We start from the raw sequence: 25,653 nt of genomic DNA, 5'->3' as shown, positions 1-25,653 counted from the left end.
CCATGATCACCGCGCGCCTCCTCGGGGGTCTGGGCAACCAGATGTTCCAATACGCCACGGGCCGCGCGTTGGCCCTCGGGCGTGGCACGGACCTCGCCCTCGACGCGCGCGAGACCGATGCCAAGGGCGGGCACTGGCGCAATGGTCTGGACGCGTTCCGCATCGCCACCGTGCCGCCGGCCGACCTGCCGCCCGATCGAGGCCGCCATCCCCTTCGCTACGGCCTCTGGCGCGCGACGACGCGCAGGCTCTTGCGACAGGAGGGACCCGGCTACGACCCGCGCATCGCGGCGGCGCCGGATGGCACGTATCTGCACGGCTATTTCCAGTCCGAGCGCTACTTCGCGGCGCATGCCGACACGATCCGAGCCGAGCTGTCGCTGGCCCAGGCCCTGCCGCCCGCAGCGGAGGCCGTCGCGGAGAGCATCCGCTCCGATCGGAACGCGGTCTCCCTCCATGTCCGGCGCGGCGACTACCTGACCTCGGGGGCCTACGGGGCCTGCGACGCGGGATACTACGCGCGCGCCGTGGCGGCCTTGCGGTCGGAGCGTCCCGACCTGCGCGTCTACGCGTTCAGCGATGACCCGGCATGGGTACGGGAAAACCTGACGCTCGACGCCCCGATGGAAGTGATCGACCTGCCCGGCACCGGGCCCGAGGTGGACATGACGCTGATGTCCCTCTGCCGCCACCACGTCATCGCCAACTCGACCTTCAGCTGGTGGGGCGCGTGGCTAAACCCGCGCGCGGAGAAACGCGTGATCGCGCCCCGGATCTGGTTCACCGATCCCGCGATGACCAATCCCGACCTGATCCCCGATGACTGGGTCCGGGTTTAGGCGAAGACCCGGCGCAGCACGCCCGCCAGCGTCTCGAACGCCTCGTCCAGCGGATAGTGCTGGTTGCCGATGAAGAGGCCGTGGGCGTCGATCAGGTCGGCATTCGAGAGCTCGCCGTGGATGGAATAATCGAAGTGCTTCTCGACCACCTCATTGCGGGCGAAGTTGCCGGCAACGATGGGCCGGCATTCGATCCCCGCTTCGGTCAGCGCGTCGACCAGCGCCTTGCGCGTCACGCCCGCCGACGGGTCCAGAACCATCGAGAAGCCGAACCAGCTGCTCTCGCCGATCTCCTGCTGCATCCGGACCTGCGGAAACGCCTGCATCATCGCGCGGAAGCGATCGGCATTGGCGCGCCGCTCGCGGACCAGCATCGGCAGCTTGGCGATCTGCGCCTGCCCCAGCGCGCCCGACATCTCGAGCGGGCGCAGGTTGTAGCCCGGCAGCACGAAGCGGAAGCTTTCGGTGAAGGGGTCGTCGCCCTTGGTGCCGGTGACGTGGTTCGGCGAGGGCAGGTTGCGCGTCCAGCCATGGGCCCGGACCGACAGCATGATGTGGTAGAGTTCCTCGTCGTCGGTGCAGACGAGGCCGCCCTCCATGGTCGAGATATGGTGCGAGAAGAAGCTCGAATAGCTGCCCGCGATCCCGAAGGTGCCGCATTGCTTGCCGCCCAGCGTGGCGCCCATCGACTCGCAATTGTCCTCCATCACGAGGATGTCGCGCCCGCCGACGATGGCGTCGATCCGGTCGAAATCGTTGGGATTGCCCAGCAAGTTCACCACGAGGATCAGGCGGGTCTTGTCCGTGACCGCGGCCTCGAGCGCGTCGAGGTCGTAGTTCAGCGTGTCCGCGTCGATATCGACGAACTTCACGTGGCAGCCGTATTGCTGGAACGGATAATAGCTTGTGGACCAGCTGACGGCCGGCACGATCACCTCGTCGCCGGGCATCAGCGGCCGGGAGTGGTAGCGCAGCGCGCCTACGATCAGCAGGTTCGCCGACGAGCCGGAATTGACCATGACGCAGTGCCTCGACCCCATCGCGGCGGCGAACTGCTCCTCGAAGGCGCGGACCTCCTTACCCATGGAATAGAAGCCGGACGCGATCACGCGCTGCATGGCATCGTTTTCGGCCTGGTCCCAGGATGAGGTGGCGAGCGGCAGGATCGTATCAGGCATGGGCGGCCTCCGTCTGGGCGCGATAGGTGTCGATGGTCGCGGCCAGCCCGTCGCGCAGGCCGATCCGGGGCGTCCACCCCAGCGCCCGCAGGCGCGACGAATCCATCAGCTTGCGGGCCATGCCGTCAGGCTTGGTCGTGTCCTTCACGATCTCGCCCGCGAAGCCGGTCAGCTCGGCGATGAGTTCGGCCAGCTCGAGGATCGAGACCTCCTCGCCGGTGCCGACATTGATGTGCTCGGGCGCGTCGTAGCGCTTGAGGAGAAAGACCAGCGCGTCGGCGCAGTCATCGGCATGCATGAACTCGCGCCGCGCGGACCCCGTGCCCCAGATCACCACGTCGGGGGCGCCCGTCCGCACGGCCTCCACGAACTTCACGATCAGCGCGGGGATGACGTGGCCGGCGGAAAGGTCGAAATTGTCGCCCGGCCCGAACAGGTTCGTCGGCATCGCCGAGATGTAATGCCGTCCGTGCTGCCGCCAGAGATATTGGCAGGCCCGGATGCCCGCGATCTTGGCCAGCGCGTAGCCCTCGTTCGTGGGCTCAAGCGGGCCCTGCATCAGATGCTCTTCGCGCATCGGCTGGGGGCTGTCCTTGGGGTAGATGCAGGACGAGCCGAGAAACAGCAGGCGGTCGCAGCCCGTACCGTGCGCCGCCTCGATCACGTTCGTCTGGATGGCGAGGTTCTGGTTGAGGAAATCGGCCGGATAGGCCGTGTTCGCCCCGATCCCGCCAACACGCGCGGCGGCGAGGATAACGGCATCGGGCCGCTCGCGATCGAACCAGGCCTCGACATCCGCCTGCCGCGTCAGGTCGAGATCGGTCCGTCCAGTCGTCAGGACGGTGCAGGGCTCCTCGGAGAGGCGGCGAACCAGCGCCCCGCCCACCATGCCCGTGGCCCCCGCGACATAGACCCGCTTGCCCGAAAGGTCGAAGGCGTCAGCCACGCAAGTTCTCCAGCCGGGCCTCGGCCAGATCGGCCTCGACCATCTCGGCCACCAGCGTCTCGAACGGCGTCTGCGGCGTCCAGCCCAGCTTCTCGCGGGCCTTGGCGGCGTCGCCCAGCAGGGTCTCGACCTCGGCAGGGCGGAAATAGCGCGGATCGACCTCGACGATGACGCGGCCCTCGCCATCGCGGCCGACCTCGTCCAGGCCCTCGCCCTCGAACGTGACCTCCATGTCCAGCGCCGCACAGGCCGCGCGGACGAAATCACGCACCGAATACTGAACGCCCGTGGCGATCACGAAATCCTCGGGCGAGTCCTGCTGCAGCATCAGCCACATCATCTCCACGTAGTCGCGCGCATGGCCCCAGTCGCGCCTGGCGTCCATGTTCCCGAGCTTCAGGACATCGCCGGTCCCGAGCTTCAGGCGGGCCAGCGCGCGGGTGATCTTGCGGGTCACGAAGGTCTCGCCCCGGAGCGGGCTCTCGTGGTTGAAGAGGATGCCGTTGCAGGCAAACAGGCCGTAGGCCTCGCGGTAATTCACCGTGATCCAGTAGGCGTAGAGCTTGGCCACCGCATAGGGCGAACGCGGGTAGAACGGCGTCGTCTCACGCTGCGGCGTCTCCTGGACGAGGCCGTAGAGCTCGGAGGTGGAGGCCTGGTAGAACCGGGCGGGCAGTTCGAGGAAACGGATCGCCTCGAGCAGGCGCAGCGGGCCCAGCGCATCGGAATTGGCGGTGTATTCCGGCTCCTCGAACGAGACGGCGACGTGGGACTGCGCGGCAAGGTTGTAGACTTCGTCCGGCTTTACCGAGGACAGGATCCGCGTCAGCGAGGACGAGTCCGTCATATCGCCGTGATGCAGCACGAACCGCCCCTCCTGCCCCGGCGCGCCGTCGAACAGATGGTCGATCCGCGCCGTGTTGAAGAGCGAGGTGCGCCGCTTGATCCCATGCACCTCGTAGCCCTTGTCGAGCAGGAACTCCGAGAGATAGGCGCCGTCCTGGCCGGTGATGCCGGTGATGAGTGCGCGCTTCATGATGTCTCCTTCGCCCCGTCTGGGTTTGGTCCTAGTGCCGGGGGTGCCCCGCGTCGAGGGCGGGTCCTAGCCGTCGCGACCTTCCTGCCGGGCGAAGCGGCGGGCGCGTCGCTCGGATTTCAGGCGTTCGTTGATCTCGACGAAGCGGTGCATCCGCAGCTCGATCTTGGGATCGATCTTCAGGAGCAGCGACCGGAACGCCCATTGCGGGATGCTCCCCCGCGTCCCCGGCTCTGGCCAGAGCGAGCGCTCGGACCGGATCACGTGGCGCTGTCCGGGCTTGGCGACCGGCATCTCGTAGGCCGCCCGTGCCGCCCGCGCCATCAGCCCGGCGAGGTTCCATTCGTGCAGCATCGCGTCGCGCGCGATCTTCAGGTCCGGCAGCGACGCCTCCCAGCGCCCGCTCTCGATATCGGCGACCATGTCGCGCGCCGCCCCGTCGGGATCGTCGAGGTCGAGCACGCGGCGCGCGCCCTCGGGGATGTAGCGCTCGGTATTGGTGCAGCCGGCATAGAACGGGAAGGTCCAGGTCAGGAGCGGGTCGGACAGCTTCTCGGTGAAGGTATCCGGGCCGCCGCCATTCTCGAGCGCGAGGTGATACTTGTAGGGGAGCAGCGCATCGGCCTTGTCGTCCACCGAGCGGATACCCCGCCCGAAGATCTCGAGCCGGTCGGGGATCAGCTCCTTGAGCCGTTCGAGGAACTTGAGCCGGCGGCGGTGATAATCCGTCGAGGTCTTGTCGGAGGTGACGACGCTGATCTTGTCGAGCTTGCCCTCGGGCACCTCGAGCGCAGACCAATGGTCGTAGCCCAGCACCGGCTTGGACGCGGCATCCTCTCCGAAGGGCACGCCGACGAACCACATCGACGCGTAGTTCTCCTGCCACTTCACGGTGTCGAGCGCCTTCACGGTCGGCGAGACGACGATGCCGAACTGGTCGAGAAAGCCCTTGGAATAGGGATGGATCACATCCGGCTCGCCGGCGATGAAGACCGTCCGCTCCTTGGGGAGATGCGTGGGGATCGAATAGCTGGCCCGGATATGGACGATCAGGACGTCCGCATCGTCGGGCAGGTCCATCCCGAAGGTGAAATGCACGTCGTCCCAGACCATGCGCTCGCCCGGAAACTGCTTGGCGAGGCCACCGCCGTAGGTGGCGAAGACATGGGCTCGGATGGTGGGCTTGTCGCTCATGTCGCGTCGTCTCCGAATTGCAGGCGGTGCAGCTGCGTATAGTGGCCGTCCGCCGCAAGCAACTGGGCATGGCTGCCCCGCTCGACCACGCGGCCCTGATCGAGCACGACGATCTGGTCAGCGTCGCGGATCGTCGACAGGCGGTGGGCGATGACGAGCGTCGTGCGTGCCTCCGACAGCCGGGCCAGCGCGGTCTGCACCAGCCGTTCTGACTTGGTGTCCAGCGCGCTCGTCGCCTCGTCGAGCAGCAGGATCGGCGTGTCGCGCAGCAGCGCCCGCGCGATTGCGACCCGCTGGCGCTGGCCGCCCGAGAGGTTCGAGCCGCGCGGCCCGGCCTCGGTGTCCAGCCCCGCGGGCAGGTCGTCCACGAAATCGCTGACATGCGCGGCGTCGAGCGCGGCCCGCAGCCGCGCCTCGGAAATGTCGCCGCGCCCGAGGAGAAGGTTCTCGCGCAGGGTCTCGTCGAAGAGGAGCGTGTCCTGGCTGACAACCGAGAAGAGACCGCGCAGATCCTTGATGCCCCAGTCACGGATATCGCGCCCACCGATCGTGACGCTGCCCGATTCCGGGTCGATGAGTCGGGTCAGCACGTTGAAGAGCGTCGACTTCCCCGCGCCCGACTGCCCGACCAGCGCCGTCGTCGTGCCCTGCGGCACATCGAAGGACACACCGCGCAGCACCGGGTTGTCGCCATAGGCGAGACGGACATCGTCGAACGCGACCGTCGTGTCCTCGGGCCGCAGGACGGCGGGGGTCGCGGGCTCGAGGATCGTGGGCACGGTGTCGCGCAGCGCGTAGATCCGCTCGAGCGAGGCGATCATCTGCTGCCAGAGTGCGGACATGCTGGCCAGCCGCCGCAGCGGCTGGAAGGCCAGCGACATGGCGGTGAAGAAGGACATGAACTCGCCGATGGTCTTCTCGCCCGCGATGATCTGCGGCCCGCCATAGAGCAGCACCGCGAGGAACCCGAGGCCCACGGCCACGTCCACCAGCGCGGGCACCGTCGCCTGCCCGGCCTGGGTGCGGACCGTGGCGCGCACCATCTCCTCGGTGGCGGCCCGGAAGCGCTGTTCCTGGTAGCCCTCCATCGCGTTCAGCTTGATCGGCGTGATGCCGTGGAAGATCTCGTCCAGCCGCGTCGTCCGCCGTCCCGCGATGTCGCGCAGCGCGATCGACTTCCGACGGATGTAACGCTGGACAATCAGGCTGGGCGCGACCAGCAGCGGCGCGCCCACGATCGCCACGAGAGTCCAGACCGGGTCCACGAGGATCGCGACCACCATCAGCGACACGAGACCCACCGCGTCGCGCCCGACATTGGTGATGATCGCGGTCCACATCGTCTGGATGGCCTGCACGTCGCCCTGCACCCGCTCGATCAGCGTGCCGGGCGAGGTCGCGCTGAAATAGGCGCTGTCCAGCCGCAGGACATGGGTCAGAAGGTCCTGCTGAAGCCGCGAAGACGCGGTAAACGCGACCCGCGCCATGATGATGCGCTGCGCGACGCCTGCCACGCCCCGGAGCGCAAAGAGCCCGAAGATCGCAGCTCCCACGACCCAGATCATCTCGGAGCGGCCCGCGACGAAGACCACGTCGAACATCGGCTCCAGCATCCAGGCCAGAAGGCCCACGGTGCTGCCCTCGACCGCCATCAAGAGCGCGGCCAGCAGGATCCACCAGAGGTGGCGGCGCAGATATCCCGTCCAGAGGCGGGCGAACGGATTGCGGGTCTGGTCCAAGCGGCCTCCGGGCGGGTCCAACGGGCAGTAGCGCAGGACGCCCGCGACGGGCAAGCTGGCGCGATGGGCTACGAAGGCGACAGCTTCTTCACGCTGACGACGTCGGAACGGGCGGGGCTCGTTCTCGTGGCGCTCGCACTCTGGGCGGCGGCGATCGCCGTGGCGCGCCGTCTTCCTGGGCCGCGCGGGCTGCGAATCGCGGGGGCGCTGGTGCTCGCCTGGGCGGTGCTGTGGCTCTCACCGCAGCTCTTCTACCTCTACTATCTCGCCATCTTCGACGGCCTCCCGTGGCAGATCGTCATCGGAACGCCCCCCACACCGCTCGACCTCGGACGGCTCCTGACCTTCACAGGACGCGAGACGCTTGCCGCCCATTCTCAGGGGGTCTTGCTCTGGTCGCTGGTGCTGGTGGCGGGGGTCTCGCCCGGACGCGGCGTCAGGCCATAGGGCGCGGCCAGCGCCCAGACATGCGCGGGCACCATGTGCTTCATGCGGCCGGGCATCGCGCGCCGCAGATGCAGGATCGTCTCGACGGCCTTCATCTCCAGCCGGGCGCGCGCGAATTCCATCCCGCGGGGACCGATCCGGGGTTGCAGCCATGCCACGATGGGGCGCACCCAGCCCGGCATCCGGCGAAGCGGCAACCCGCCCGCCGCCCGCTCCACGTTGGCCGCAAAGCCGATCACGGCCCCCGCCCGCTTGCCGCGCGTGGTCAGGGGACGGATCGCGATGTCGTCGCCCAGTGCTCCGAGCATCTCGGCCCCCCGAGCGTTCCGCACGATCACCCACTGGTCCCCGTCGCCCGCCATGTAGCCGACCGTGATATCGGCCAGCCGGTTGGTGTAATCCGTGCAGGTCCGGCAGGTCATCGGGAAGAAATCCGGCGGCAGGTCCGCCAGCGGCAGCTTCAGGAACGGGATCAGCCGCACGCCGCCGTCACGAAACCGCATCTCGACGCGGTAATCGGCGCGGAACTCCAGGTAGGTGACGTCGCCGGGCCGGTCCGTCAGCCGCCCGAGGAAGTCGTGGAACCGGTCGATGGTCGTGTTGTCCGAACAGGGCGTCCCGATGACGTAGACCAGCTCGAGCCCCAGCTCCGCCTCGATGGCGCGCAGCGCGTGGACCTGGCAGGGGATGCCCACCAGCGCGATCCGTCGATGCCCCGCGTCGATCGCCGGCTCGAGCAGCGCAAGCAGCGGCGAGAACCCCATCCGCATCCCCCGGACCTGCGCCATGTCGGCGGGATCCGTCACGATCACCGGCACCCCCCGGAACGGATCGTCCGGCGCGGGCGCCAGCGTCAGGACGGCGGTGACCGTCCCGGTCTCGAGCAGGCGCGCGGCCAGCGACGTCGTGATGCCCGTCCATTGCGCGCCCGGCTTCGGCGGCACCATCGCGGCGCGGTGCATGGCGAGATGCGGGCCGAAATGCGCGTCCCCGTCGGATCGGCCATGTGCCGCGGCCTCACGGGCCGGGAAATCCGGCACCGTAAACTGGCAGGCCGTGCCGCAGCGGGGCGCGAGCGCCATCCGCGACAGGCCGCAATCGGTGCACATCGCGCCGCGCGGCGCGGGCGGAGCGAGGTCGGGGGCGTGGAGCGGGATGGCGGGCATGGCCGCACCCTGCGCGGGCAGGGCGGCGGCGTCCACCACCCGCGCGCCGACGCGAGCCGTCTTGCCGCGCCCGCCGCCCCGTGCCACGGCTGCGCTCATGAAGACGGGCATCGCAATCCTGACCCTCGGCTACGTGCTGTCGCAGTTCTACCGCGCGTTCCTCGCCGTCCTCGCTCCCGACCTGACCGCCGATCTCGGCATCGCGGCCGCCGATCTCAGCCGCGCCTCGGGGATCTGGTTTCTGGTCTTCGCGGCGATGCAGATCCCGATCGGCTGGGCGCTGGACCGGATCGGCCCCCGAAAGACCGCCGCGATCCTGTTGGGGGTCTGCGGGGCCGGCGGTGCCGCGCTCTTTGCCGTCGCCACGGCGCGCTGGCAGATCGAGGTCGCGATGGGGCTGATCGGCGCGGGCTGCGCGCCGGTGCTGATGGCCAGCTATTACATCTTCGCGCGGGTCTACCCGGCAGCGGTGTTCGCGACGCTGGCGGGCGTGCTGATCGGGGTCGGCTCACTCGGCAATATCGCGGCCTCGGTGCCGCTCGACTGGGCCGCGGCGGCGCTGGGCTGGCGGGGGGCGATGTGGGCGCTGGCGGCGCTCACGGCCCTGACGGCCTTGGGCACATGGATTCTGGTGCGCGATCCCGAGGCGGCCGAGGGCGCGGTCGCGGGCTCGCTTCTCGACCTTCTGCGCATTCCGGCGATGTGGGCGATCCTGCCGATGATGCTGGTCAATTACGCGCCCGCCGCCGGGCTGCGCGGCCTCTGGGCCGGGCCCTACATCTCCGAGATCTACGACCCGGCGCTGGTCGGCGCGGTGACGCTGGCGATGGGCCTCGCCATGATCGCGGGCAACTTCGCCTACGGCCCGATGGACCGCATCTTCGGCACCCGCAAATGGGTCGTCTTCGCCGGCAATCTCGCGGGCGGGATCTGCTGCGCGATCCTCTGGGCGGTGCCGATGCCGGGGCTCTGGACGGCGGCGCTCCTCCTGGCGGCGATCGGGGCGTTCGGATCCAGCTTCCCTATGCTGGTCGCCCATGGCCGCGCCTTCTTTCCGCCCGCGCTGGTGGGGCGGGGTGTCACGCTGATGAACCTCTTCGGGATCGGCGGGGTCGGCCTGATGCAATTTGCGACCGGCCCGATCCACGCGGCGGCGGGCGGCGGTCTCGACGGCTACCGCGCGCTCTTCAGCGTCTTCGCGCTGGCGCTGTTGGCCGGCTGTGCGATCTATCTCTTCGCGCCCGACAAGACGGACTGACCCGGCCGCGCCGATCACGCGATCGCGGCATCCTCCAGCATCATATGCCAAAGGCCGTCCATATCGGCGAGACGCTGCGCCTGGTCGCCCGAAACCGCGTTCATGTAAGAGCCGAGCCACGCCAGATAGCCGACCCGCGCCCGTATCCGCGCGTCCTCCTCCGCGACACCGGCCTCGGTCGCGAGGCGGGCCATGTACCCGATCCGGCGTCCGTCGATCCGCTCGAGGATACTGCGCGCCCCGGCGTCATCCTTTGCCCAGGCCCGTATCCCGATCTCGAACCGACCGTCATCGGTCGCACAGGTTCGAAGCAGGCGGAGCAACCGCGCCGCGGGAGCGCCGCCCACGGCCTCGTTCTCGGCGATGGTCGCTTCGGTGTTCGTCGCGTCCCACCGGTTGATCACCGCCCGAAGCAGCGCCTGACGGTCCTTGAAGTGCCAGTAGAAGCTGCCGCGCGTGATCCCCAGGGCCTTCGCCAACGGATCGACCCGGATTGCACCGACTCCGCCCCGCTCGAAGGCGGCGTAGGCCGCATCGATCCAGGCGTTTGGTCCCAGTCGTGACTCCGGTGGCGCGTCCATACAGACTGTATTGACTTTGGTGGCGGGACAATCAATATCTATTTCCGTACATACTGTATGGAGATTTGCATGCATCGTGTCGCAGCCCTTGCAACGAGCCTCTTCGCCGCTCTGGTCGCGAGTCCGGCCCCGGCCGTCGCGCAGGATCGGACCGCCACAGAAGACCGAAACGTCGCGATCGTCACGCGCCTGTTCGACGATGGCTGGGGGGCTCGCCCCGGCTGGGAGGCGGTATGGCGCGCCCATCTCGCCCCGAATGTCCGGACGTACTTCCACGCCTTCCCGCCGACCGAGGGGCGCGCGCCCGCGATCGCGTTCAACCGGGATCTCTTCGCGGGGTTTCCCGATCTCCACATGTCCGTTGAAGACGTCGTGGCCGAGGGCAACACCGTCATCGTCCGGGGTCGTCTGACGGGCCGGCACGATGGCCCCTTCCTCGGCATTCCCGCCTCGGGCGCATCGGTCGACGTCCCAGACGTCACGCTGTTCCGGCTGCGGGACGAGAAGGTCGTCGAAAGCCGCTACTTCACCGATCTTCTTGCCGTCATGACCGCCATCGGCGCCATCCCTCCGATGCGATAGGCCCGGCGCGGTCAGCCCGGAGGTCGCGCGCGTGTCAGCGGCGCGTCGTTCGGAGGTGCTCGGCCGCCAGCGCCACGTTCGCAGCTTGCTCCGCCCCCCCGATCCGTATAGCGGCGGTCCCGCCATAGGAGGTCGAAATGGGCTACAAGGTCGTCGTCTGCGGCGCCACGGGGAACGTGGGCCGCGAAATGCTGAACATCCTGGCCGAGCGCCAGTTTCCGATCGACGAGATCGCGGCGCTCGCGTCGCGCCGGTCGATGGGAACCGAGGTGAGCTTCGGCGACAAGACCCTGAAGACCAAGGACCTCGAGCAGTTCGACTTCACCGGCTGGGACATCGCGTTCTTCGCCATCGGCTCGGACGCCACGAAGATCCATGCCCCCCGCGCCGCCAAGTCGGGCTGCATCGTCATCGATAACTCGTCGCTCTACCGCTACGACCCGGACGTGCCGCTGGTCGTGCCCGAGGTGAATCCCGAAGCCGTCGACGGCTACGCCAAGAAGAACATCATCGCCAATCCGAACTGCTCGACCGCGCAGATGGTCGTGGCCCTGAAGCCGCTGCACGACCGCGCCCGGATCAAGCGGGTCGTCGTCTCGACCTACCAGTCCGTCTCGGGCACCGGGAAGGAGGCCATCGACGAGCTCTGGGATCAGACCAAGGGCATGTATGTCCCCGGTCAGGAACGGGCGCCCTCGGTCTACACCAAGCAGATCGCCTTCAACGTGATCCCGCATATCGACGTCTTCATGGACTCGGGCGAGACCAAGGAAGAATGGAAGATGGTCGCCGAGACCAAGAAGATCGTGGACCCCAAGATCAAGGTCACGGCGACCTGCGTCCGCGTTCCGGTCTTCGTCGGCCATTCCGAGGCGGTCAACATCGAGTTCGAGGACTTTCTCGATGAAGACGAGGCCCGCGACATCCTGCGCGAGGCGCCTGGCATCCTGGTCGTCGACAAGCGCGAGGACGGTGGCTACGTCACGCCGGTCGAATGCGTCGGCGACTACGCCACCTTCGTCAGCCGCATCCGGCAGGACAGCACGATCGACAACGGGCTGAACATCTGGGTCGTCTCGGACAACCTCCGGAAGGGCGCGGCGCTGAACGCGGTGCAGATTGCCGAGACGTTGGGCAAGCGGGTCCTCAAGAAGGGCTGACCGCTATCCGATAGCAGCGGGTCCGGGGCTGACCCCGCCCTCCTCGGCTGCCATACTGGCGCGGACCCCTGCAACGCCGGAGCCCGCGCCATGCGCCTCATCGCCCTTCTGATCCTGCTGCCGGGCCTCGCGCTCGCGGACGAGCTGCGGCTGCCCGCGCCCGTGACGGACGCGACCTTCTATTCCAACGGCGTGACGCTGACGCGGCGCGACGGGGCCGAGCTTTCCGCGGGCACGCACCGCCTGCTGATCCCGATGGCCGGCCGGAGCGGCACGGTCCCGGATATCGAACTGGACGGCGCCCGTCTCGTGGCGCAGGGCACGGCGCCCGGCGGGCTCGTGGACGGGCGTGCCGTGTTCGACGAGGCGCAGGCCGCGGCCTTCGCCGCATGGGAGGCGGCGCAGTACGCGCTCGACCGCGCCCGCGACGCGGCCGACCGCGCACAGGCGGCGGCCGAGGCGGCCAGCGCGCAGATCGCGTTCTGGCGCTCGGTCTCGGGTGAGGCGCTGACGGGGCTCGACCCCGCCGCCCTGACCGCGACCGCGTCGGCGGTGGCCGACGGCGTCGCCCGCGCCCAGACCGCCCAGATCGAGGCCCGGGCCGCCGTTCGCGCCGCCAACGAGGCGGTGGACGAGGCCGGCCGCGACGTGGCGCAGGCACGGACCGATCTCGAGGCGACCGGGGCGCGGCTGGACCCCGTGGATCTTCTTGTGCTGGACATCACCGTCTCCGAGGCCGGGCCCGTCGCCCTCGCCCTCAGGCAGGACGCGTTCGGCGGCTGGCGCCCGCTCTACGATGCCATCCTCGACGAGGACGCCGGTCGCCTGTCGATCGTGCGCCGCGCCGAGATGCGGCAGGATTCGGGGCTGCCGCTCCGGGGCGTGTCGGTCCGTCTCTCGACGGCCGATCCGACCGGACAGGCCGATCCCGCGCCGGTCTTCCCCGACCGCGCGATCCTGACCCAGAAGGAAGTCTTGCGCGAGGAGATGGTCGAAAGCCGCTCGATCGCGATGGCGCCCGCGCCCATGGCCGATGCCGCCAGCGAGGGCATCATGGCCGTCGCGGTGGATGGGATGCCGGTCCTGACCTATGCCGTACCCGTGCCCGTCGATCTGCCGCCGACCGAAACCTCGGTCACGGTCACGCTGGGGACGCTCGACCTGCCGGTGCGCGTCTTCAACCGGGCGTCACCGCGCCGCGACGCCTTCGCCTTCCTGATGGCCGAGGCCGCCGACGGCCCGTCCGAGACGCTGCTGCCGGGTGCGGTCACGCGCTACCGGGGTGCGACGCGGGTCGGCGAAGGCGCGCTGCCGCTCGTGCCGGCCGGCGACATGTTCGAGATCGCCTTCGGGCCGCGCCGCGACCTGCCGCTGGAGTTCACCGTGCTCGACAACGCGACGGGCGAGCGTGGCATCTTCTCGAGTTCGGGCACGCGGGTGCAGGATATCGCGTTCCGGGTCCGCAACCTCTCGGATGCGGCCGAGGTGGTCGAGACGCTCTACGCGCTGCCCTACTCGGAGGAGGAGGCGCTGGACCTGACCGTGCGCGCGACGCCCGCGCCCGATGCCCGCGACGTCGACGACGCGCGCGGCGTGTCGCGCTGGGATCTCGAGATCGCCCCCGGCGGCGAGGCGGAAGTCCGCATCCGGGTCGAGGCGACATGGCCCGAGGGACAGGTGCTCGACTGGCGACCGTGAGGTGGGTCTAGAACCGTTCGGCGCGGAGCACTTCGCAATCGGTGACAGTCACGACGCCGATATGGCGCTCGACCACGGCGAAGGCGGCTTCCAGCAGCGTGTCCAGCCGCTCGGGGCGGACGATGCAGGTCACGGCGACCATGCCGCCCGCGCGGCTGACCTGGCCCGAGCGGGTCCAGTGCCCGGACCGGCCCGATCCGCCCTGCACGGGCAGGATGGTGAAGCCGGAAACCTCGGCCTCGAGCAGTGCCGTGGTCAGGCGCCGCTCCATCATGGCCTCGATGATGATCTCGACGCGCTTTGCGGGGTGTGTCTGCATGGGGCTCAGCCTCCGGTGATCCAGCGAGCGAACGCCAGGTAGATCGGCAGGCCCAGCGTCAGGTTGAAGGGGAAGGTCACCCCCAGCGAAAGGGTGAGGTAGATCGACGGGTTCGCCTCGGGGAGGGCCACGCGCATCGCGGCGGGCACCGCGATGTAGCTGGCCGAGGCGCCGAGCACCATGAAGAGCATCGTGCTGCCGGTGCCGAGCCCCAGAAGGACGCCCGCCAGCGCGCCCGCGCAGGCGCCGACCAGCGGCATCGTGATCCCGAAGGCCAGAAGGCCGGGCCGCAGCACGCCCCGCGCCTCGCGCAGGCCGCGCCCGGCCACCAGCCCCATGTCGAGAAGGAAGAGGCAGAGCACGCCTTGGAAGGGCGAGACAATGAAGGACGCGATCCGGTCGAGCCCCTCCTGCCCGGTGATCCAGCCGATCGCGAAGCTGCCCACCAGAAGTACGATCGAGCCGTTGAGCAGGATCTCGCGCCAGAGTTCGGCATCCATCGCGCGGCCCTGCCCCGACCGGGCGACCAGCCACAGCGCCGAGAGGATGGCGGGCGCCTCCATCACGGCGGCCACGGCGACCATCCACCCGTCCGAGCCGATCCCGGCCGCGTCCAGCACCGAGGTGCCCGCGACGAAGGTCACGATCGAGATCGAGCCGTAATGCGCGGCCACCGCCGCCGCATCGAGCGTCGAGAGCCGCGTCATCACGCGAAGAAGCGAGAACGCAGCGAAGGGCAGCGCGAAGGACAGGATCGCGCCCGCAACCAGCGCGCCGACCAGCGTCACGTCGAGCCCCGCGACGTTGACCGCGACGCCGCCCTTGAAGCCGATCGCGAAGAGGAGGTAGATCGACATCCCCTTGGCCACGGCTTCCGGGATCGTCAGCTCGGATCGTGCCAGCGCCGCCGCAAGTCCCAGCGCGAAGGACAGGATGATCGGCGAGAGCAGGTTGCCGAGCGCGAGGTCGAGAAGGTCCATGGCGTGCTCCGGGGAATGGGCCGGGTCCGGCCTAGCCGCTCCTGCCGATGCGTCAAGCCCGACGGGCTCCGGTCAGAGCGGCACGAAGCGGTCGCCGGGCGCGTCATAGATCTCGAGCACGCCCTCGGTGATGTCGTTCCAGAGGCCGTGCAGCGCGAGATCGCCCGCTTCGACGGCGCTGGCAACGAAGGGGAAGGTCATCAGATTGTCGAGCGAGATGAGCACGGCCTGCTTTTCCAGCGCCTCGAGACGTGCGGGCTCGTCGGCAATGTCGCGCACCGCCTCCCAGCCCGGTCGGAGCAGGTCCATCCAGCGCCCGACATAGCTCGAGCGTTCCTCGAGTTCGGGGGCATGACCCGAGCACATCTCCTCGCAGCCCTTCACACCGCCGCAATGCGAATGCCCGAGCACGATGATCTGCGCCACGTGAAGCGAGCGGACCGCGTATTCCACCGCCGCCGACGTGCCGTGATGCAGCCCGTCGGGTTCGTTCGGCGGGACGAGATTGGCGATGTTGCGATGCATGAAGAACTCGCCCTGCTCGGCACCGAAGATCGCGGCGGCGTTCACCCGGCTGTCGCAGCAGGAGATCACCATCGCCCGCGGCCGCTGCCCTTCGAGGGCAAGACGGCGATACCAGGCGGCGTTGTCGGCGAAGGTCGTGGCCTTCCAGCCGTGATATCGCTGCACCAGCGATCCCGGCAGAGGCTTGGCGGATCTCATGTCGGTCTCGTCCCGTCTTGCATCGTCGCTCTTCTAGAAGCCCGTTGCGTGCAATTCGAGAGGTTTCTCGAAACTTTGGCCGCGACGGTGCCCCGGTTCCGCCCCGATCGGCCGCGAGTCTGTCCGGCGACACGAGATACAGGAGCTGACCCGATGTCCGAAACGATTCCGATGATCCGCCCCTTCGAGCCGGTCGAGTTCGACCACGATACGCTGGCCGCGCTCTGCGACCGTCACCGGGGCGACGCCGAGGCGGTGATCGCCGCTCTCCTCGCCGAGATCGAGGCGGGGCTCCGCTGCGCCGCGTTGCAGTTCCGCGCGAGCGATCCCGCCTTCGCGCGCACCATCGACGACCTGCACCGCCTGGCGGACGAAGTGGGCATGCGCACGCTGCGCGTCTGCACCGAAGCGATCCGCGACCAGCTCGCCGCGCGCGACCGCCCCGCGCTCGAGGCCTGCGCCTGGCGGATGTTCCGCCTGGCCGATCCGGCCACGATGTCCGACTGGCAGGTCTGCCACGACACCGTCGCCTGACGCGACCCGCGCCGTGCCGGACCTTGCGGCGCACGGCGCGGACGCTAGGGTGTGCCGCGCCGCAGACCCGTGGCGCAGAGGACCCGATGACGCCACGCTTCGCCGACCCCGACACCCGCGCGATCCCCGTTCGGCCCGTGCCGCAGGATGGCTTCGACGACTGGCTCGCGGGACAGGACGATCCGACGCGGGACTGGGCGCGGGCGAACGACTTCACCGGACGCGCGGGCCAGGTGCTGCGCGTGCCCGGACCGGACCTGTCGATCGCGCGCGTTCTCGTCGGATGGGGCCGTCGCCGCGACCGGGCGCGGTCGCGCTTCACGATTGCCCGTGCCGCCGCGGCGCTGCCCGCCGGAACATACGCGCTCGACGCCGATCTCTCGGCCAATGACACCGAGGAGGCAGCGCTGGGCTGGCTTCTGTCGGGCTACGCCTTCACCCGCTACAAGGGTGGCGCGTCCGAGCGCCCGCGCCTGCGCGCGCCCCGCGGGATCGATGCCGCCCGGCTCGAGGCGATCGCCTGGGGCGAATGCCTGACCCGCGACCTCATCAACACGCCCGCCGCCGATATGGGCCCCGACGAGCTCGAGGCCGCCGCCCGCGCGCTGGCCGAAAGCCATGGTGCCCGGATCGCCGTGACGACGGGCGACGACCTTCTGGCTGCGAACCTGCCGATGATCCACGCGGTCGGTCGCGCGGCCAGTCGGGCGCCGCGCCTGATCGACATGACCTGGGGCGAGACCGGCCCGGAGCTGACCCTTGTCGGCAAGGGCGTCTGCTTCGACACCGGCGGCCTGAACCTCAAGCCCGGCGCGTCGATGGGCCTGATGAAGAAGGACATGGGCGGGGCGGCCACCGTCCTCGGGCTTGCTCATATGATCATGGCGACGGGCGTCGGCCTGCGCCTGCGCGTCCTGATCCCGGCGGTCGAGAATGCCGTCTCGGGCGACGCGTTCCGGCCCGGCGACGTGCTGACGGCGCGCAGTGGGCTGACGGTCGAGGTCAACAACACGGACGCCGAAGGGCGGCTCGTGCTGGCCGATGCACTTGCGCTCGCCTCCGAGACGCCGCCGGACCTGCTGGTCTGCATGGCGACCCTGACCGGCGCGGCCCGCGTCGCGGTCGGGCCCGACCTGGCCCCCTTCTATACCGATGACGACGCGCTCGCGATGGCGTTGTCCCATGCGGGCGCGCGGGTCCGCGACCCGCTCTGGCGGATGCCGCTCCACCGGCCCTACGAAACCATGATCGAGCCCGCGATCGCCGATCTCGACAACGCGCCCTCGGGCGGGATGGCGGGATCGGTCACGGCCGCGCTCTTTCTCGACCGCTTCGTCGCCGACACGCCGCGTTTCGTGCATTTCGACATCTACGGCTGGAACCCGACCGCCGCGCCCGCGCGCCCCAAGGGCGGCGTCGGGATGGGCGCGCGCGCGGTGTTCGACGCCCTTCCGAAGGTGCTGGACCTATGAGCGCGATCGACCCCCGCATGACGCCCGCCAACGGGCACGCCGCCGCCCATGAGCTGCGCGGCGTCGTCGAGGCCACGCGCTACGTGAAGGGCACCATTCGGACGGTGCAGCAGCCGATCGTCAACCTTTCGGATGCGCCGCGTGGCGACCGGGCGAGCCAGCTTCTCTTCGGCGAGGCGTTCCGCGTCATCGACGAGCGGGACGGGTTCGCCTTCGGCCAGAGCCTGCGCGACGGCTATTGCGGCTACGTGCTCGGCGCGGCCCTCTCGCGGCAGGAGGCGGCGACGCATTGGGTCGCGGCGCCCGCCACGCATCTCTACCCCAAGGCGCGGCTGAAGGCCCCGCCCGAAGTCGCGATCTTCTTCGGCAGCCATGTGCGCGTGATCTCCGACATGGGCGACTTCCAGAAGATCTCGACCGGGCATTTCATTCCGACCGGGCACCTTCAAAAGCTGCGTGCCCGCTTCGCCGACCCGGTCGGCGTGGCCGATATGTTCCTCGGGACGCCCTATCTCTGGGGCGGATGCTCGCGCTGGGGGATCGACTGTTCGGGGCTGGTGCAGCAGGCGCTGGTGGCCTGTGGCATCGACTGTCCGAGGGACAGCGACCAGCAGCGCGGCGTCGGACGCCCGCTGCATCCCGACGAGCCTGCGGCGCGCGGCGACCTGATCTTCTGGGACGGGCATGTGGGGATCATGTCGGATGCCGACACTCTTCTGCATGCGAACGCGCATCACATGGCCGTCGCCTACGAACCGCTGCACGTTGCCCGCGACCGCATCATCGACAGCCACGGGGCGGGCACCGGTCGCGGCGAGATCGCGATGCGGCGACGGGTGGATACCGGCCGCTGAGCGGACGGCCCCGGGGTGGACGGTCCGCCGGACGAAGCGGGCTAGTCCACCGCGCGGATGAGCTTGCGCTCGAGCACGCGCAGCACCGTCTTGAGGTCATGACCCCGGCGCAGGATGCGGCCATCCATGCCCACGACACTCCACATGCCCTGCTTCGATGCCATCTTGGGACGCTTCTCGATACGGTACATCGGCTGTTCGGCCGTGCGGCGGAAGACGCTGAACACCGCGACCTCGCGCAGCGCCGAGATGCCGTAGTCGCGCCATTCGCCCGCGGCGACCATTCGCCCGTAGAGCGACAGGATCGGCCCCAACTCGGTCCGATGGAAGTGGACGGCATCGGCGGGCGGGGGCGGCATCGCGTTCATTCGTGAAAGGTGGCGCGCCCGTCCGGACAGATCAAGGCGTTGCGCAAAAGGGCCTCCGTAAACCATGCCATGCCGATGCCACGAAAAGACCCGGGCTAGGGCACCGCGCGACCTGATATTCGCCGCCCGACAAACCGATACAGAGTTCAGTAGGAGCGAAAGCTCAGTTCCCCGGCGCGGTGTTCATAGCCCCCACCCAGTGTGTCGTGTCGGGGAGCACTACCACCTTAACCAGTGCCGTCTGCATGACGAGACGGATCCCGTCCTCCCGGTCGGGGTCCGTCTTGTGCAGGCGTGCTCGTCAGGTCCGGACCAGCTTCTCGTAGGCGTCCGAGATATCGCGCGTGATCGCGCCCACCTCGAAGTTGTAATCGCCGATCTGGCCCACGGGCGTCACCTCGGCGGCGGTGCCGGTCAGCCAGCACTGCTCGAAGCCTTCCAGCTCCTCAGGCATGATGTGCCGCTCGTGGACCTTGATCTGACGGTCCTTGAGCATCCCTAGGACCGTCTGGCGCGTGATCCCGTTGAGGAAGCAGTCGGGGTCGGGCGTATGGACCTCGCCGTCCTTGACGAAGAAGATGTTGGCACCCGTCGCCTCGGCCACGTAGCCGCGATAGTCGAACATCATCGCGTCCGAGCAGCCCTTCGCCTCGGCCGCGTGCTTGGACATGGTGCAGATCATGTAGAGGCCGGCGGCCTTCGCGTGGCTCGGCGCCGTCTCGGGCGAGGGCCGCTTCCACTTGGCGATGTCGAGCTTGGCGCCCTTCATCTTGGCGTCGCCGTAATAGTTGCCCCAGGCCCAGGTCGCGACGGCCATCCGCACCGGGTTGCGCGCGGACGAGACGCCCATGTCCTCACCCGCGCCGCGCCAGGCGAGAACGCGGACATAGGCGTCCTCCAGCCCGTTGGCCTTCATGGTCTCGTACTTGGCGGCCTCGATCTCATCGACGGTCCACGGGATCTCCATGTCGAGCTGGCGGCCCGATTCGAGCAGGCGCTCGGAATGCTTGCGGCTCTCGAAGATCTTCCCGGAATAGGCCCGCTCGCCCTCGAACACGGCAGAGGCATAGTGCATCGCATGGGTCAGAAGATGCACGTTCGCATCGCCCCATTCGATCAGCTTGCCGTCCATCCAGATCTTGCCGTCGAGTTCCGCATAGGACCCAGCCATGACACCCTCCATCCCGTTCGTTACCGAAACAGTGCCGTTTCGGACATAATATTTCGCAGATTGTGCCTTCCGCTAACAATCCGGTCTTGGAATGTCAACAAGGCTGACGTAGTTTCCCCGCATGGCGGACGATCACAGCGACAATCTCCTGTTCCTCACGGACGAACAGCTGCGCCGCGCGATCGAGGCGATGTTCTTCGCCTATCGCGGCTTCACGGCCGATCCCGACCGGATCCTGTCGGGCAAGGGATACGGGCGCGCGCATCACCGGGCGCTGCATTTCATCCACCGCACGCCGGGCACGACGGTCAACAACCTGCTCGCGATCCTCGGGGTCACGAAGCAATCGCTCAACCGCGTGCTGCGGACGCTGGTCGAAGACGGGCTCGTCGACAGCCGGGTCGGCCAGCGCGACCGCCGCGAGCGTCATCTGCACCTGACCGAGGCGGGCGAGGCGCTGGAGCGGGAGCTTTCGGATGCGCAGCGCAACCGGATGCGCGGCGCCTTCCGCGCCGCCGGGCCGCAGGCCGTGGCCGGATTCCGGCAGGTGCTCGAGCAGATGATGGATCCCGAGATGCGCCATCACTTCACCGCCGCGCGGGATGGCGAGCGATGACCGACAGCACTCATCAGGCCCATGTCCTGTTGGTGGACGACGACGACCGCATTCGCGGGCTTCTGCAGAAGTTCCTGATGCGCAACGGCTACCTGACGACGGGGGCGCGCGACGCGGATCATGCGCGGCGTCTTCTGGCGGGGCTCGATTTCGACATCGCGATCCTCGACGTGATGATGCCGGGCGATAACGGCTACGTGCTCTGCGCCGAGATCCGCGAGACCCGGCCGATGCCGATCCTGATGTTGACCGCCAAGGGCGAGACGCAGGACCGGATCACGGGTCTCGAATCGGGGGCGGACGACTATCTTTCGAAGCCCTTCGAGCCGAAAGAGCTGCTGTTGCGGCTCAAGGCGATCCTGCGCCGCGTGCCCACGGGTCCCGGTGCGGTGCCGAAGGTCCTGCAACTCGGGCCGTTCCGCTACGACATGGAGCGGGGCGAGCTCTGGCGCGGGTCCGATGCGGTCCGCCTGACCGCGACCGAGACGACGCTGATGCGGATCTTCGCGGCGACCCCGCACGAGGCGATCAGCCGCGCGCAGCTGGTCGAACAGCTCGGTCGCGGCGATGGCGAGGCGACGGGCGAGCGCGCCGTGGACGTTCAGGTCACCCGGCTGCGCCGCAAGCTCGAGGCCGATCCCAAGCAGCCCCGCTATCTCCAGACGGTTCGCGGCGAGGGCTACATGCTCGCGCCGGATTGACCCGGCCCGGCGCGGCCGTAGGGTGAGGAACGCCTTACCCCACCGTCGGACACCATGACCCTGCTCATCACCCACGACGACGTCGACGCGCACGAAAATCCGCCCGGCCATCCCGAACAGGTCGACCGCCTGCCCGCCATCCGCCGGGCCCTCGCCGACATGGACCTGACACGGGAAGACGCGACCGAGGCCAGCGACGAGACCATCACCCGCTGCCACCCGCAGGACTATATCGACACGCTGGCGATCGCGGCCCCGCGGCAAGGCTGGACCCAGCTCGATGCCGACACGCACATGGCGCCCGGCACGCTGCGCGCCGCGCGGCTGGCCGTCGGCGCCGCCTGCCGCGCGGTCGATGCGGTGATCGCGGGCGAGGCCCCGAACGCCTTCGTCGCGATGCGCCCGCCCGGCCACCATGCCGAGACCGCCAAGCCCATGGGGTTCTGCCTGTTCGGCACCGTCGCCATCGCCGCGCGGCATGCGATGGAGGTCCACGGCCTGACCCGGATCGCGGTCGTGGACTTCGACGTCCATCACGGGAACGGGACCCAGGACCTCCTGTGGTCCGAGGCACGCGCGCTTTTCGTGTCGACGCACCAATCCCCGCTCTGGCCCGGCTCGGGCGAGCCGTCGGAGCGCGGCGAATACGACACCATCCTCAACATCCCCCTGCCGCCCGGCTCGGACGGCAGCGTGTTTCGCGCGCGCTTCATGGACGAGGCATGGCCCCGCCTGACCGCGTTCGACCCCGAGCTCGTGCTCGTCTCGGCGGGGTTCGATGCGCATCGCGACGACCCGCTGGCGCAGCTCGAATGGAGCGAGGAGGACTTCGTCTGGATCACCAAGACGCTCTGCGATCTGGCGCGCGACCACGCGGGCGGGCGGCTGGTCTCCTGTCTCGAAGGGGGCTATGACCTCGACGCGCTGGCGGCCTCGGTCGCGGCCCATGTGGACGTGTTGCGGAGGGCAGGATCATGACCGATCGACCGGTGGCCGAGATGAGCTTCGAGGAGGCGATTGCCGAGCTCGAGCAGGTGGTGAACCAGCTCGATTCCGGAGACGTGTCGCTCGACGACTCGATCCGGCTCTACGAGCGCGGCGCGGCCCTCAAGACGCGGTGCGAGGCCAAGCTGAAAGAGGCCGAGGCCAAGGTCGAGCAGATCACGCTCGACGCGCAGGGCAATCCCGTCGGCACCCGGCCCGCCGACGACACGTGACGCTCGACGCCGTTCTGCGCACCGCCCAGGCGGAGGTTCAGACAGCGCTGGATGCCGCGCTCCGCCCGTTCGACGGCCCCGTGGGCGACGCGATGCGCCACGCCCTGCGCGGCGGCAAGCGGCTCCGTGCGATCCTCCTTCTCGAAGCGGCCCGGCTCTTCGACGTGCCCCGCGACCGCGCGCTACGCGCCGCCTGTGCGATCGAGGCCGTGCATGCCTATTCGCTGGTCCATGACGACCTGCCCTGCATGGATGACGACGACCTCCGGCGCGGCCAGCCGACCGTGCATCGCAAGTGGGACGAGGCGACGGCAGTGCTGGCGGGTGACGCGCTCCAGGCCCTCGCCTTCGAGATACTGGCCGATCCCGCGACCGATCCGGACGCGGGCGTCCGCGCCGAGCTCGTCCTGACGCTCGCGCGCGATGCGGGGGCCGCGGGAATGGTCCGTGGTCAGGCTCTCGACATCGCGGCCGAAAGCGCGGGCACGCCCCTGACCCTCGATGAGATCACCGAACTGCAGCGACTCAAGACCGGGCGCCTTCTCGAATGGCCCTGCCGGGCCGGAGCGATTCTCGGACGGGCCGACCCTGCCGCGCTGGTCGATTTCGCCACGCATCTCGGCCTGGCCTTCCAGATCGCCGACGACCTCCTCGACGTCGAGGGCGATGCGGACGCGGCGGGCAAGGCGCTGCGCAAGGACGCCGCCGCAGGCAAGGCGACCTTCGTGTCGCTGATGGGCGTCGAGGGCGCGCGCGCCGAAGCCGAACGGCTGATTGAACAGGCCCAACTGTCACTTTTGCCTTACACCGAAAAGGGGGCTACGCTGAGATCCGTCGCCCGCTATGTGGTGACCCGCGACCGCTGAGGACGACCCCATGACGACCGATGACCGGCCCCGCCCCGCGACCCCCCTTCTCGACCGCATCGCCGGGCCCGCCGACCTCAAGGGCCTGACCGATCGCGAGTTGCGGCAGGTCGCCGACGAACTTCGCACCGATACGATCTGGGCCGTCAGCCAGACCGGCGGCCATCTGGGCGCGGGCCTCGGCGTGGTCGAGCTCACCGTCGGCCTCCATGCGGTGTTCGACACGCCGCGCGACAAGCTGATCTGGGACGTCTCGCACCAGTGCTATCCGCACAAGATCCTGACGGGTCGCCGCGACCGGATGCTGACGCTACGCAAGAAGGACGGGCTCTCGGGCTTCACCAAGCGCAGCGAGTCGCCCTACGATCCGTTCGGCGCGGCGCATAGTTCCACGTCGATCTCGGCGGCGCTGGGCTTTGCCATGGGTCGCGAGCTGGGTGCGCCGAACAACGGCGACGCCATCGCAGTGATCGGCGACGGCGCGCTCTCGGGCGGGATGGCCTACGAGGCGCTGAACCATGCGGGCCATCTGGGCAAGCGGCTGATCGTGATCCTGAACGACAACGAGATGTCGATCGCCCCGCCCGTCGGCGCGATGTCGTCCTATCTCTCGCGCCTCTATGCCGGCGCGCCGTTCCAGGAGTTCAAGGCCGCCGCCAAGGGCGCCGTGGGCTTTCTGCCCCCGCCGTTCCAGGAGGGCGCGCGCCGCGCCAAGGAGCTGCTCAAGGGCATGACGGTCGGCGGCACCCTCTTCGAGGAGTTGGGCTTTTCCTATGTCGGGCCCATCGACGGACACGACATCGAGCAGGTGCTGGCCATCCTGCGGACGGTGAAGGTGCGCGCCACGGGACCGATCCTGATCCACGCCATCACCCAGAAGGGCAAGGGCTTCCGCCCGGCCGAGGGGCGCGCCGACAAGGGTCACGCCACGGGCAAGTTCGACATGGTCACGGGCGAGCAGGCCAAGGCCGCCTCGAACGCGCCGAGTTACACCAAGGTCTATGCGCAGAACCTGATCCGCGAGGCGCAGGATGATGATCGCATCGTCGCGATCACCGCCGCGATGCCCGACGGCACCGGCCTCAACCTCTTTGCCGAGCGCTTCCCGAACCGCTGCTTCGATGTCGGCATCGCCGAGCAGCATGGGGTCACCTTCTGTGCGGGCCTCGCCGCGTCGGGCATGAAGCCCTTCTGCACGATCTATTCGACCTTCCTGCAGCGCGGCTATGACCAGGTCGTCCACGACGTCGCACTCCAGAACCTTCCGGTGCGCTTCGCCATCGACCGCGCGGGGCTGGTCGGCGCCGATGGCGCGACACATGCCGGCAGCTTCGACGTGGCCTACCTGTCGAACCTGCCCAACTTCACCGTCATGGCCGCCGCCGACGAGGCCGAGCTCTGCCACATGGTCGCGACCGCAGCCGCCCATGACGACGGACCCATCGCCTTCCGCTTCCCGCGCGGCGAAGGCGTCGGCGTCGAGATGCCCGAACGGGGCGAGCCGCTCGAGATCGGTCGCGGCCGCATGATCCACGAGGGCGCGCGGGTCGCGATCCTGTCCTTCGGCGCGCGTCTCTCCGAGGTCCGCGAGGCGGCCGAACGCCTGCAGGCGCGCGGCATCGACCCGACCATTGCCGACGCCAGGTTCGCCAAGCCGCTCGACCGCGAGATGATCCTCGGGCTCGCCCGCGACCACGAGGCGTTGATCACCATCGAGGAGGGCGCCGTCGGCGGATTCGGCAGCCATGTCGCCCAACTTCTCTCGGACGAGGGCGTCTTCGATCAGGGCCTGCGATTCCGGTCCATGGTGCTGCCCGATGCGTTCATCGACCAGGGCGGACCGGCCGACATGTACGCCAAGGCGGGGCTCAACGCCGAGGATATCGAGGCGCGGGTGTTGTCGCTTCTGGATGTCGAGATGTTGGGCAAGCGGGCGTGAATTCCGTAAGATCCGCGGCTTAATCATTCGGAAATTCGTGTCGGCTAGGCGTGGGGAAGATCCCCAGCG

Annotated in this window: 27 protein-coding genes; 15 read left to right on the top strand and 12 right to left on the bottom strand. The window is 69.0% G+C overall.

Annotated elements, in window-relative coordinates:
• Window positions 1–2 precede the first annotated feature (2 nt).
• On the top strand, window positions 3–839 hold the full coding sequence (locus Q0833_RS00240; RefSeq protein ID WP_298428873.1) for an alpha-1,2-fucosyltransferase: 837 nt from the start codon (window positions 3–5) through the stop codon (window positions 837–839).
• On the opposite strand, the gene Q0833_RS00235 is transcribed toward Q0833_RS00240, so the two are convergent.
• The 5 genes from Q0833_RS00235 to Q0833_RS00215 form a co-directional block, all read right to left on the bottom strand.
• Window positions 836–2,017 carry a DegT/DnrJ/EryC1/StrS aminotransferase family protein gene (locus Q0833_RS00235; protein ID WP_298428870.1) on the bottom strand — a complete coding sequence of 394 codons (1,182 nt, stop codon included), beginning with the start codon at window positions 2,015–2,017 and terminating at the stop codon, window positions 836–838. The two genes, Q0833_RS00240 and Q0833_RS00235, sit on opposite strands and share 4 nt — an antisense overlap.
• On the bottom strand, window positions 2,010–2,963 hold the full coding sequence (locus tag Q0833_RS00230) for a GDP-L-fucose synthase (protein ID WP_298428867.1): 954 nt from the start codon (window positions 2,961–2,963) through the stop codon (window positions 2,010–2,012). Before Q0833_RS00230 ends, Q0833_RS00235 begins: the two co-directional genes overlap by 8 nt.
• On the bottom strand, window positions 2,956–3,999 hold the full coding sequence (gene gmd, locus Q0833_RS00225) for a GDP-mannose 4,6-dehydratase (protein ID WP_298428864.1): 1,044 nt from the start codon (window positions 3,997–3,999) through the stop codon (window positions 2,956–2,958). The genes Q0833_RS00230 and gmd overlap by 8 nt, the downstream gene beginning before the upstream one ends.
• 66 nt (window positions 4,000–4,065) lie before the next feature.
• Entirely contained in the window at window positions 4,066–5,193 is a 1,128-nt protein-coding gene (locus Q0833_RS00220; protein ID WP_298428861.1) for a glycosyltransferase family 10, read from the bottom strand.
• Window positions 5,190–6,932 carry an ABC transporter ATP-binding protein gene (locus tag Q0833_RS00215; protein WP_298428858.1) on the bottom strand — a complete coding sequence of 581 codons (1,743 nt, stop codon included), beginning with the start codon at window positions 6,930–6,932 and terminating at the stop codon, window positions 5,190–5,192. The genes Q0833_RS00220 and Q0833_RS00215 overlap by 4 nt, the downstream gene beginning before the upstream one ends.
• A gap of 63 nt (window positions 6,933–6,995) precedes the next feature.
• Here Q0833_RS00215 and Q0833_RS00210 point away from each other — a divergent pair, with 63 nt between their 5' ends.
• Entirely contained in the window at window positions 6,996–7,379 is a 384-nt protein-coding gene (locus Q0833_RS00210) for a hypothetical protein (RefSeq protein WP_298428853.1), read from the top strand.
• Here the strand turns inward: Q0833_RS00210 and Q0833_RS00205 are convergent.
• Complete coding sequence (locus Q0833_RS00205; protein ID WP_298434893.1) at window positions 7,310–8,545, bottom strand: Coenzyme F420 hydrogenase/dehydrogenase, beta subunit C-terminal domain; 1,236 nt, start codon at window positions 8,543–8,545, stop codon at window positions 7,310–7,312. The two genes, Q0833_RS00210 and Q0833_RS00205, sit on opposite strands and share 70 nt — an antisense overlap.
• A 97-nt stretch (window positions 8,546–8,642) precedes the next feature.
• On the opposite strand from Q0833_RS00205, the gene Q0833_RS00200 reads away from it, so the two are divergent.
• Window positions 8,643–9,803, top strand: coding sequence for an MFS transporter (locus tag Q0833_RS00200; protein ID WP_298428851.1), 1,161 nt, complete (start codon window positions 8,643–8,645; stop codon window positions 9,801–9,803).
• 14 nt (window positions 9,804–9,817) lie between these two features.
• Here the strand turns inward: Q0833_RS00200 and Q0833_RS00195 are convergent, their stop codons facing one another.
• Window positions 9,818–10,384, bottom strand: coding sequence for a TetR/AcrR family transcriptional regulator (locus Q0833_RS00195; protein ID WP_298428848.1), 567 nt, complete (start codon window positions 10,382–10,384; stop codon window positions 9,818–9,820).
• 69 nt (window positions 10,385–10,453) lie between these two features.
• On the opposite strand from Q0833_RS00195, the gene Q0833_RS00190 reads away from it, so the two are divergent.
• From Q0833_RS00190 to Q0833_RS00180, 3 genes are all read left to right on the top strand, one after another.
• Window positions 10,454–10,966 carry an ester cyclase gene (locus tag Q0833_RS00190; RefSeq protein WP_298428845.1) on the top strand — a complete coding sequence of 171 codons (513 nt, stop codon included), beginning with the start codon at window positions 10,454–10,456 and terminating at the stop codon, window positions 10,964–10,966.
• Window positions 10,967–11,103: 137 nt separating this feature from the next.
• Window positions 11,104–12,126: an aspartate-semialdehyde dehydrogenase gene (locus tag Q0833_RS00185; protein WP_298428842.1), complete on the top strand. Its 1,023-nt coding sequence runs from the start codon at window positions 11,104–11,106 to the stop codon at window positions 12,124–12,126.
• A gap of 90 nt (window positions 12,127–12,216) precedes the next feature.
• On the top strand, window positions 12,217–13,824 hold the full coding sequence (locus tag Q0833_RS00180) for a DUF4139 domain-containing protein (RefSeq protein ID WP_298428838.1): 1,608 nt from the start codon (window positions 12,217–12,219) through the stop codon (window positions 13,822–13,824).
• Between the two features lie 7 nt (window positions 13,825–13,831).
• On the opposite strand, the gene Q0833_RS00175 is transcribed toward Q0833_RS00180, so the two are convergent.
• The 3 genes from Q0833_RS00175 to Q0833_RS00165 all read right to left on the bottom strand — a co-directional run bounded on the left by Q0833_RS00175 (window position 13,832) and on the right by Q0833_RS00165 (window position 15,846).
• A complete protein-coding gene (locus Q0833_RS00175) occupies window positions 13,832–14,143 on the bottom strand; it encodes a DUF3240 family protein (RefSeq protein ID WP_298428835.1) in 312 nt (103 codons plus the stop codon).
• Between the two features lie 5 nt (window positions 14,144–14,148).
• Complete coding sequence (locus Q0833_RS00170) at window positions 14,149–15,123, bottom strand: sodium-dependent bicarbonate transport family permease (protein ID WP_298428832.1); 975 nt, start codon at window positions 15,121–15,123, stop codon at window positions 14,149–14,151.
• Window positions 15,124–15,195: 72 nt separating this feature from the next.
• Complete coding sequence (locus Q0833_RS00165; protein ID WP_298428829.1) at window positions 15,196–15,846, bottom strand: carbonic anhydrase; 651 nt, start codon at window positions 15,844–15,846, stop codon at window positions 15,196–15,198.
• A gap of 153 nt (window positions 15,847–15,999) precedes the next feature.
• Between Q0833_RS00165 and Q0833_RS00160 the strand changes: the two genes are divergently transcribed.
• The 3 genes from Q0833_RS00160 to Q0833_RS00150 all read left to right on the top strand — a co-directional run bounded on the left by Q0833_RS00160 (window position 16,000) and on the right by Q0833_RS00150 (window position 18,706).
• Window positions 16,000–16,380 (top strand): hypothetical protein, encoded by a 381-nt coding sequence (locus Q0833_RS00160; protein ID WP_298428826.1) that lies wholly within the window; start codon window positions 16,000–16,002, stop codon window positions 16,378–16,380.
• Window positions 16,381–16,466: 86 nt separating this feature from the next.
• Complete coding sequence (locus tag Q0833_RS00155; protein ID WP_298428823.1) at window positions 16,467–17,852, top strand: M17 family metallopeptidase; 1,386 nt, start codon at window positions 16,467–16,469, stop codon at window positions 17,850–17,852.
• Complete coding sequence (locus Q0833_RS00150; protein WP_298428820.1) at window positions 17,849–18,706, top strand: C40 family peptidase; 858 nt, start codon at window positions 17,849–17,851, stop codon at window positions 18,704–18,706. The genes Q0833_RS00155 and Q0833_RS00150 overlap by 4 nt, the downstream gene beginning before the upstream one ends.
• A 41-nt stretch (window positions 18,707–18,747) precedes the next feature.
• On the opposite strand, the gene Q0833_RS00145 is transcribed toward Q0833_RS00150, so the two are convergent.
• Both Q0833_RS00145 and Q0833_RS00140 read right to left on the bottom strand, forming a co-directional pair.
• Complete coding sequence (locus Q0833_RS00145) at window positions 18,748–19,074, bottom strand: DUF2794 domain-containing protein (protein WP_298428817.1); 327 nt, start codon at window positions 19,072–19,074, stop codon at window positions 18,748–18,750.
• Between the two features lie 301 nt (window positions 19,075–19,375).
• A complete protein-coding gene (locus Q0833_RS00140; protein ID WP_298428814.1) occupies window positions 19,376–20,245 on the bottom strand; it encodes a branched-chain amino acid aminotransferase in 870 nt (289 codons plus the stop codon).
• Window positions 20,246–20,366: 121 nt separating this feature from the next.
• Between Q0833_RS00140 and Q0833_RS00135 the strand changes: the two genes are divergently transcribed.
• Genes Q0833_RS00135 through dxs form a run of 6 tightly spaced genes read left to right on the top strand, consistent with a single transcriptional unit; the run spans window position 20,367 to window position 25,584 of the window.
• Window positions 20,367–20,861 (top strand): MarR family transcriptional regulator, encoded by a 495-nt coding sequence (locus tag Q0833_RS00135; protein WP_298428811.1) that lies wholly within the window; start codon window positions 20,367–20,369, stop codon window positions 20,859–20,861.
• A complete protein-coding gene (locus Q0833_RS00130; protein WP_298428809.1) occupies window positions 20,858–21,562 on the top strand; it encodes a response regulator in 705 nt (234 codons plus the stop codon). The genes Q0833_RS00135 and Q0833_RS00130 overlap by 4 nt, the downstream gene beginning before the upstream one ends.
• A 54-nt stretch (window positions 21,563–21,616) precedes the next feature.
• Window positions 21,617–22,540, top strand: coding sequence for a histone deacetylase family protein (locus Q0833_RS00125; RefSeq protein ID WP_298428806.1), 924 nt, complete (start codon window positions 21,617–21,619; stop codon window positions 22,538–22,540).
• Window positions 22,537–22,779, top strand: coding sequence for an exodeoxyribonuclease VII small subunit (locus Q0833_RS00120; protein WP_298428803.1), 243 nt, complete (start codon window positions 22,537–22,539; stop codon window positions 22,777–22,779). The genes Q0833_RS00125 and Q0833_RS00120 overlap by 4 nt, the downstream gene beginning before the upstream one ends.
• The gene (locus Q0833_RS00115; protein WP_367274928.1) at window positions 22,776–23,645 is read left to right on the top strand and encodes a polyprenyl synthetase family protein; all 870 of its coding nucleotides are present in this window, start codon (window positions 22,776–22,778) and stop codon (window positions 23,643–23,645) included. Before Q0833_RS00120 ends, Q0833_RS00115 begins: the two co-directional genes overlap by 4 nt.
• A gap of 10 nt (window positions 23,646–23,655) precedes the next feature.
• Window positions 23,656–25,584: a 1-deoxy-D-xylulose-5-phosphate synthase gene (gene dxs, locus Q0833_RS00110; protein WP_298428800.1), complete on the top strand. Its 1,929-nt coding sequence runs from the start codon at window positions 23,656–23,658 to the stop codon at window positions 25,582–25,584.
• Window positions 25,585–25,653: the final 69 nt, after the last annotated feature.

This window comes from uncultured Jannaschia sp., from assembly GCF_947503795.1.
In the GTDB taxonomy this organism is placed as follows: Bacteria; Pseudomonadota; Alphaproteobacteria; order Rhodobacterales; family Rhodobacteraceae; genus Jannaschia.
This window is presented reverse-complemented; position numbering and strand designations above follow the sequence as displayed.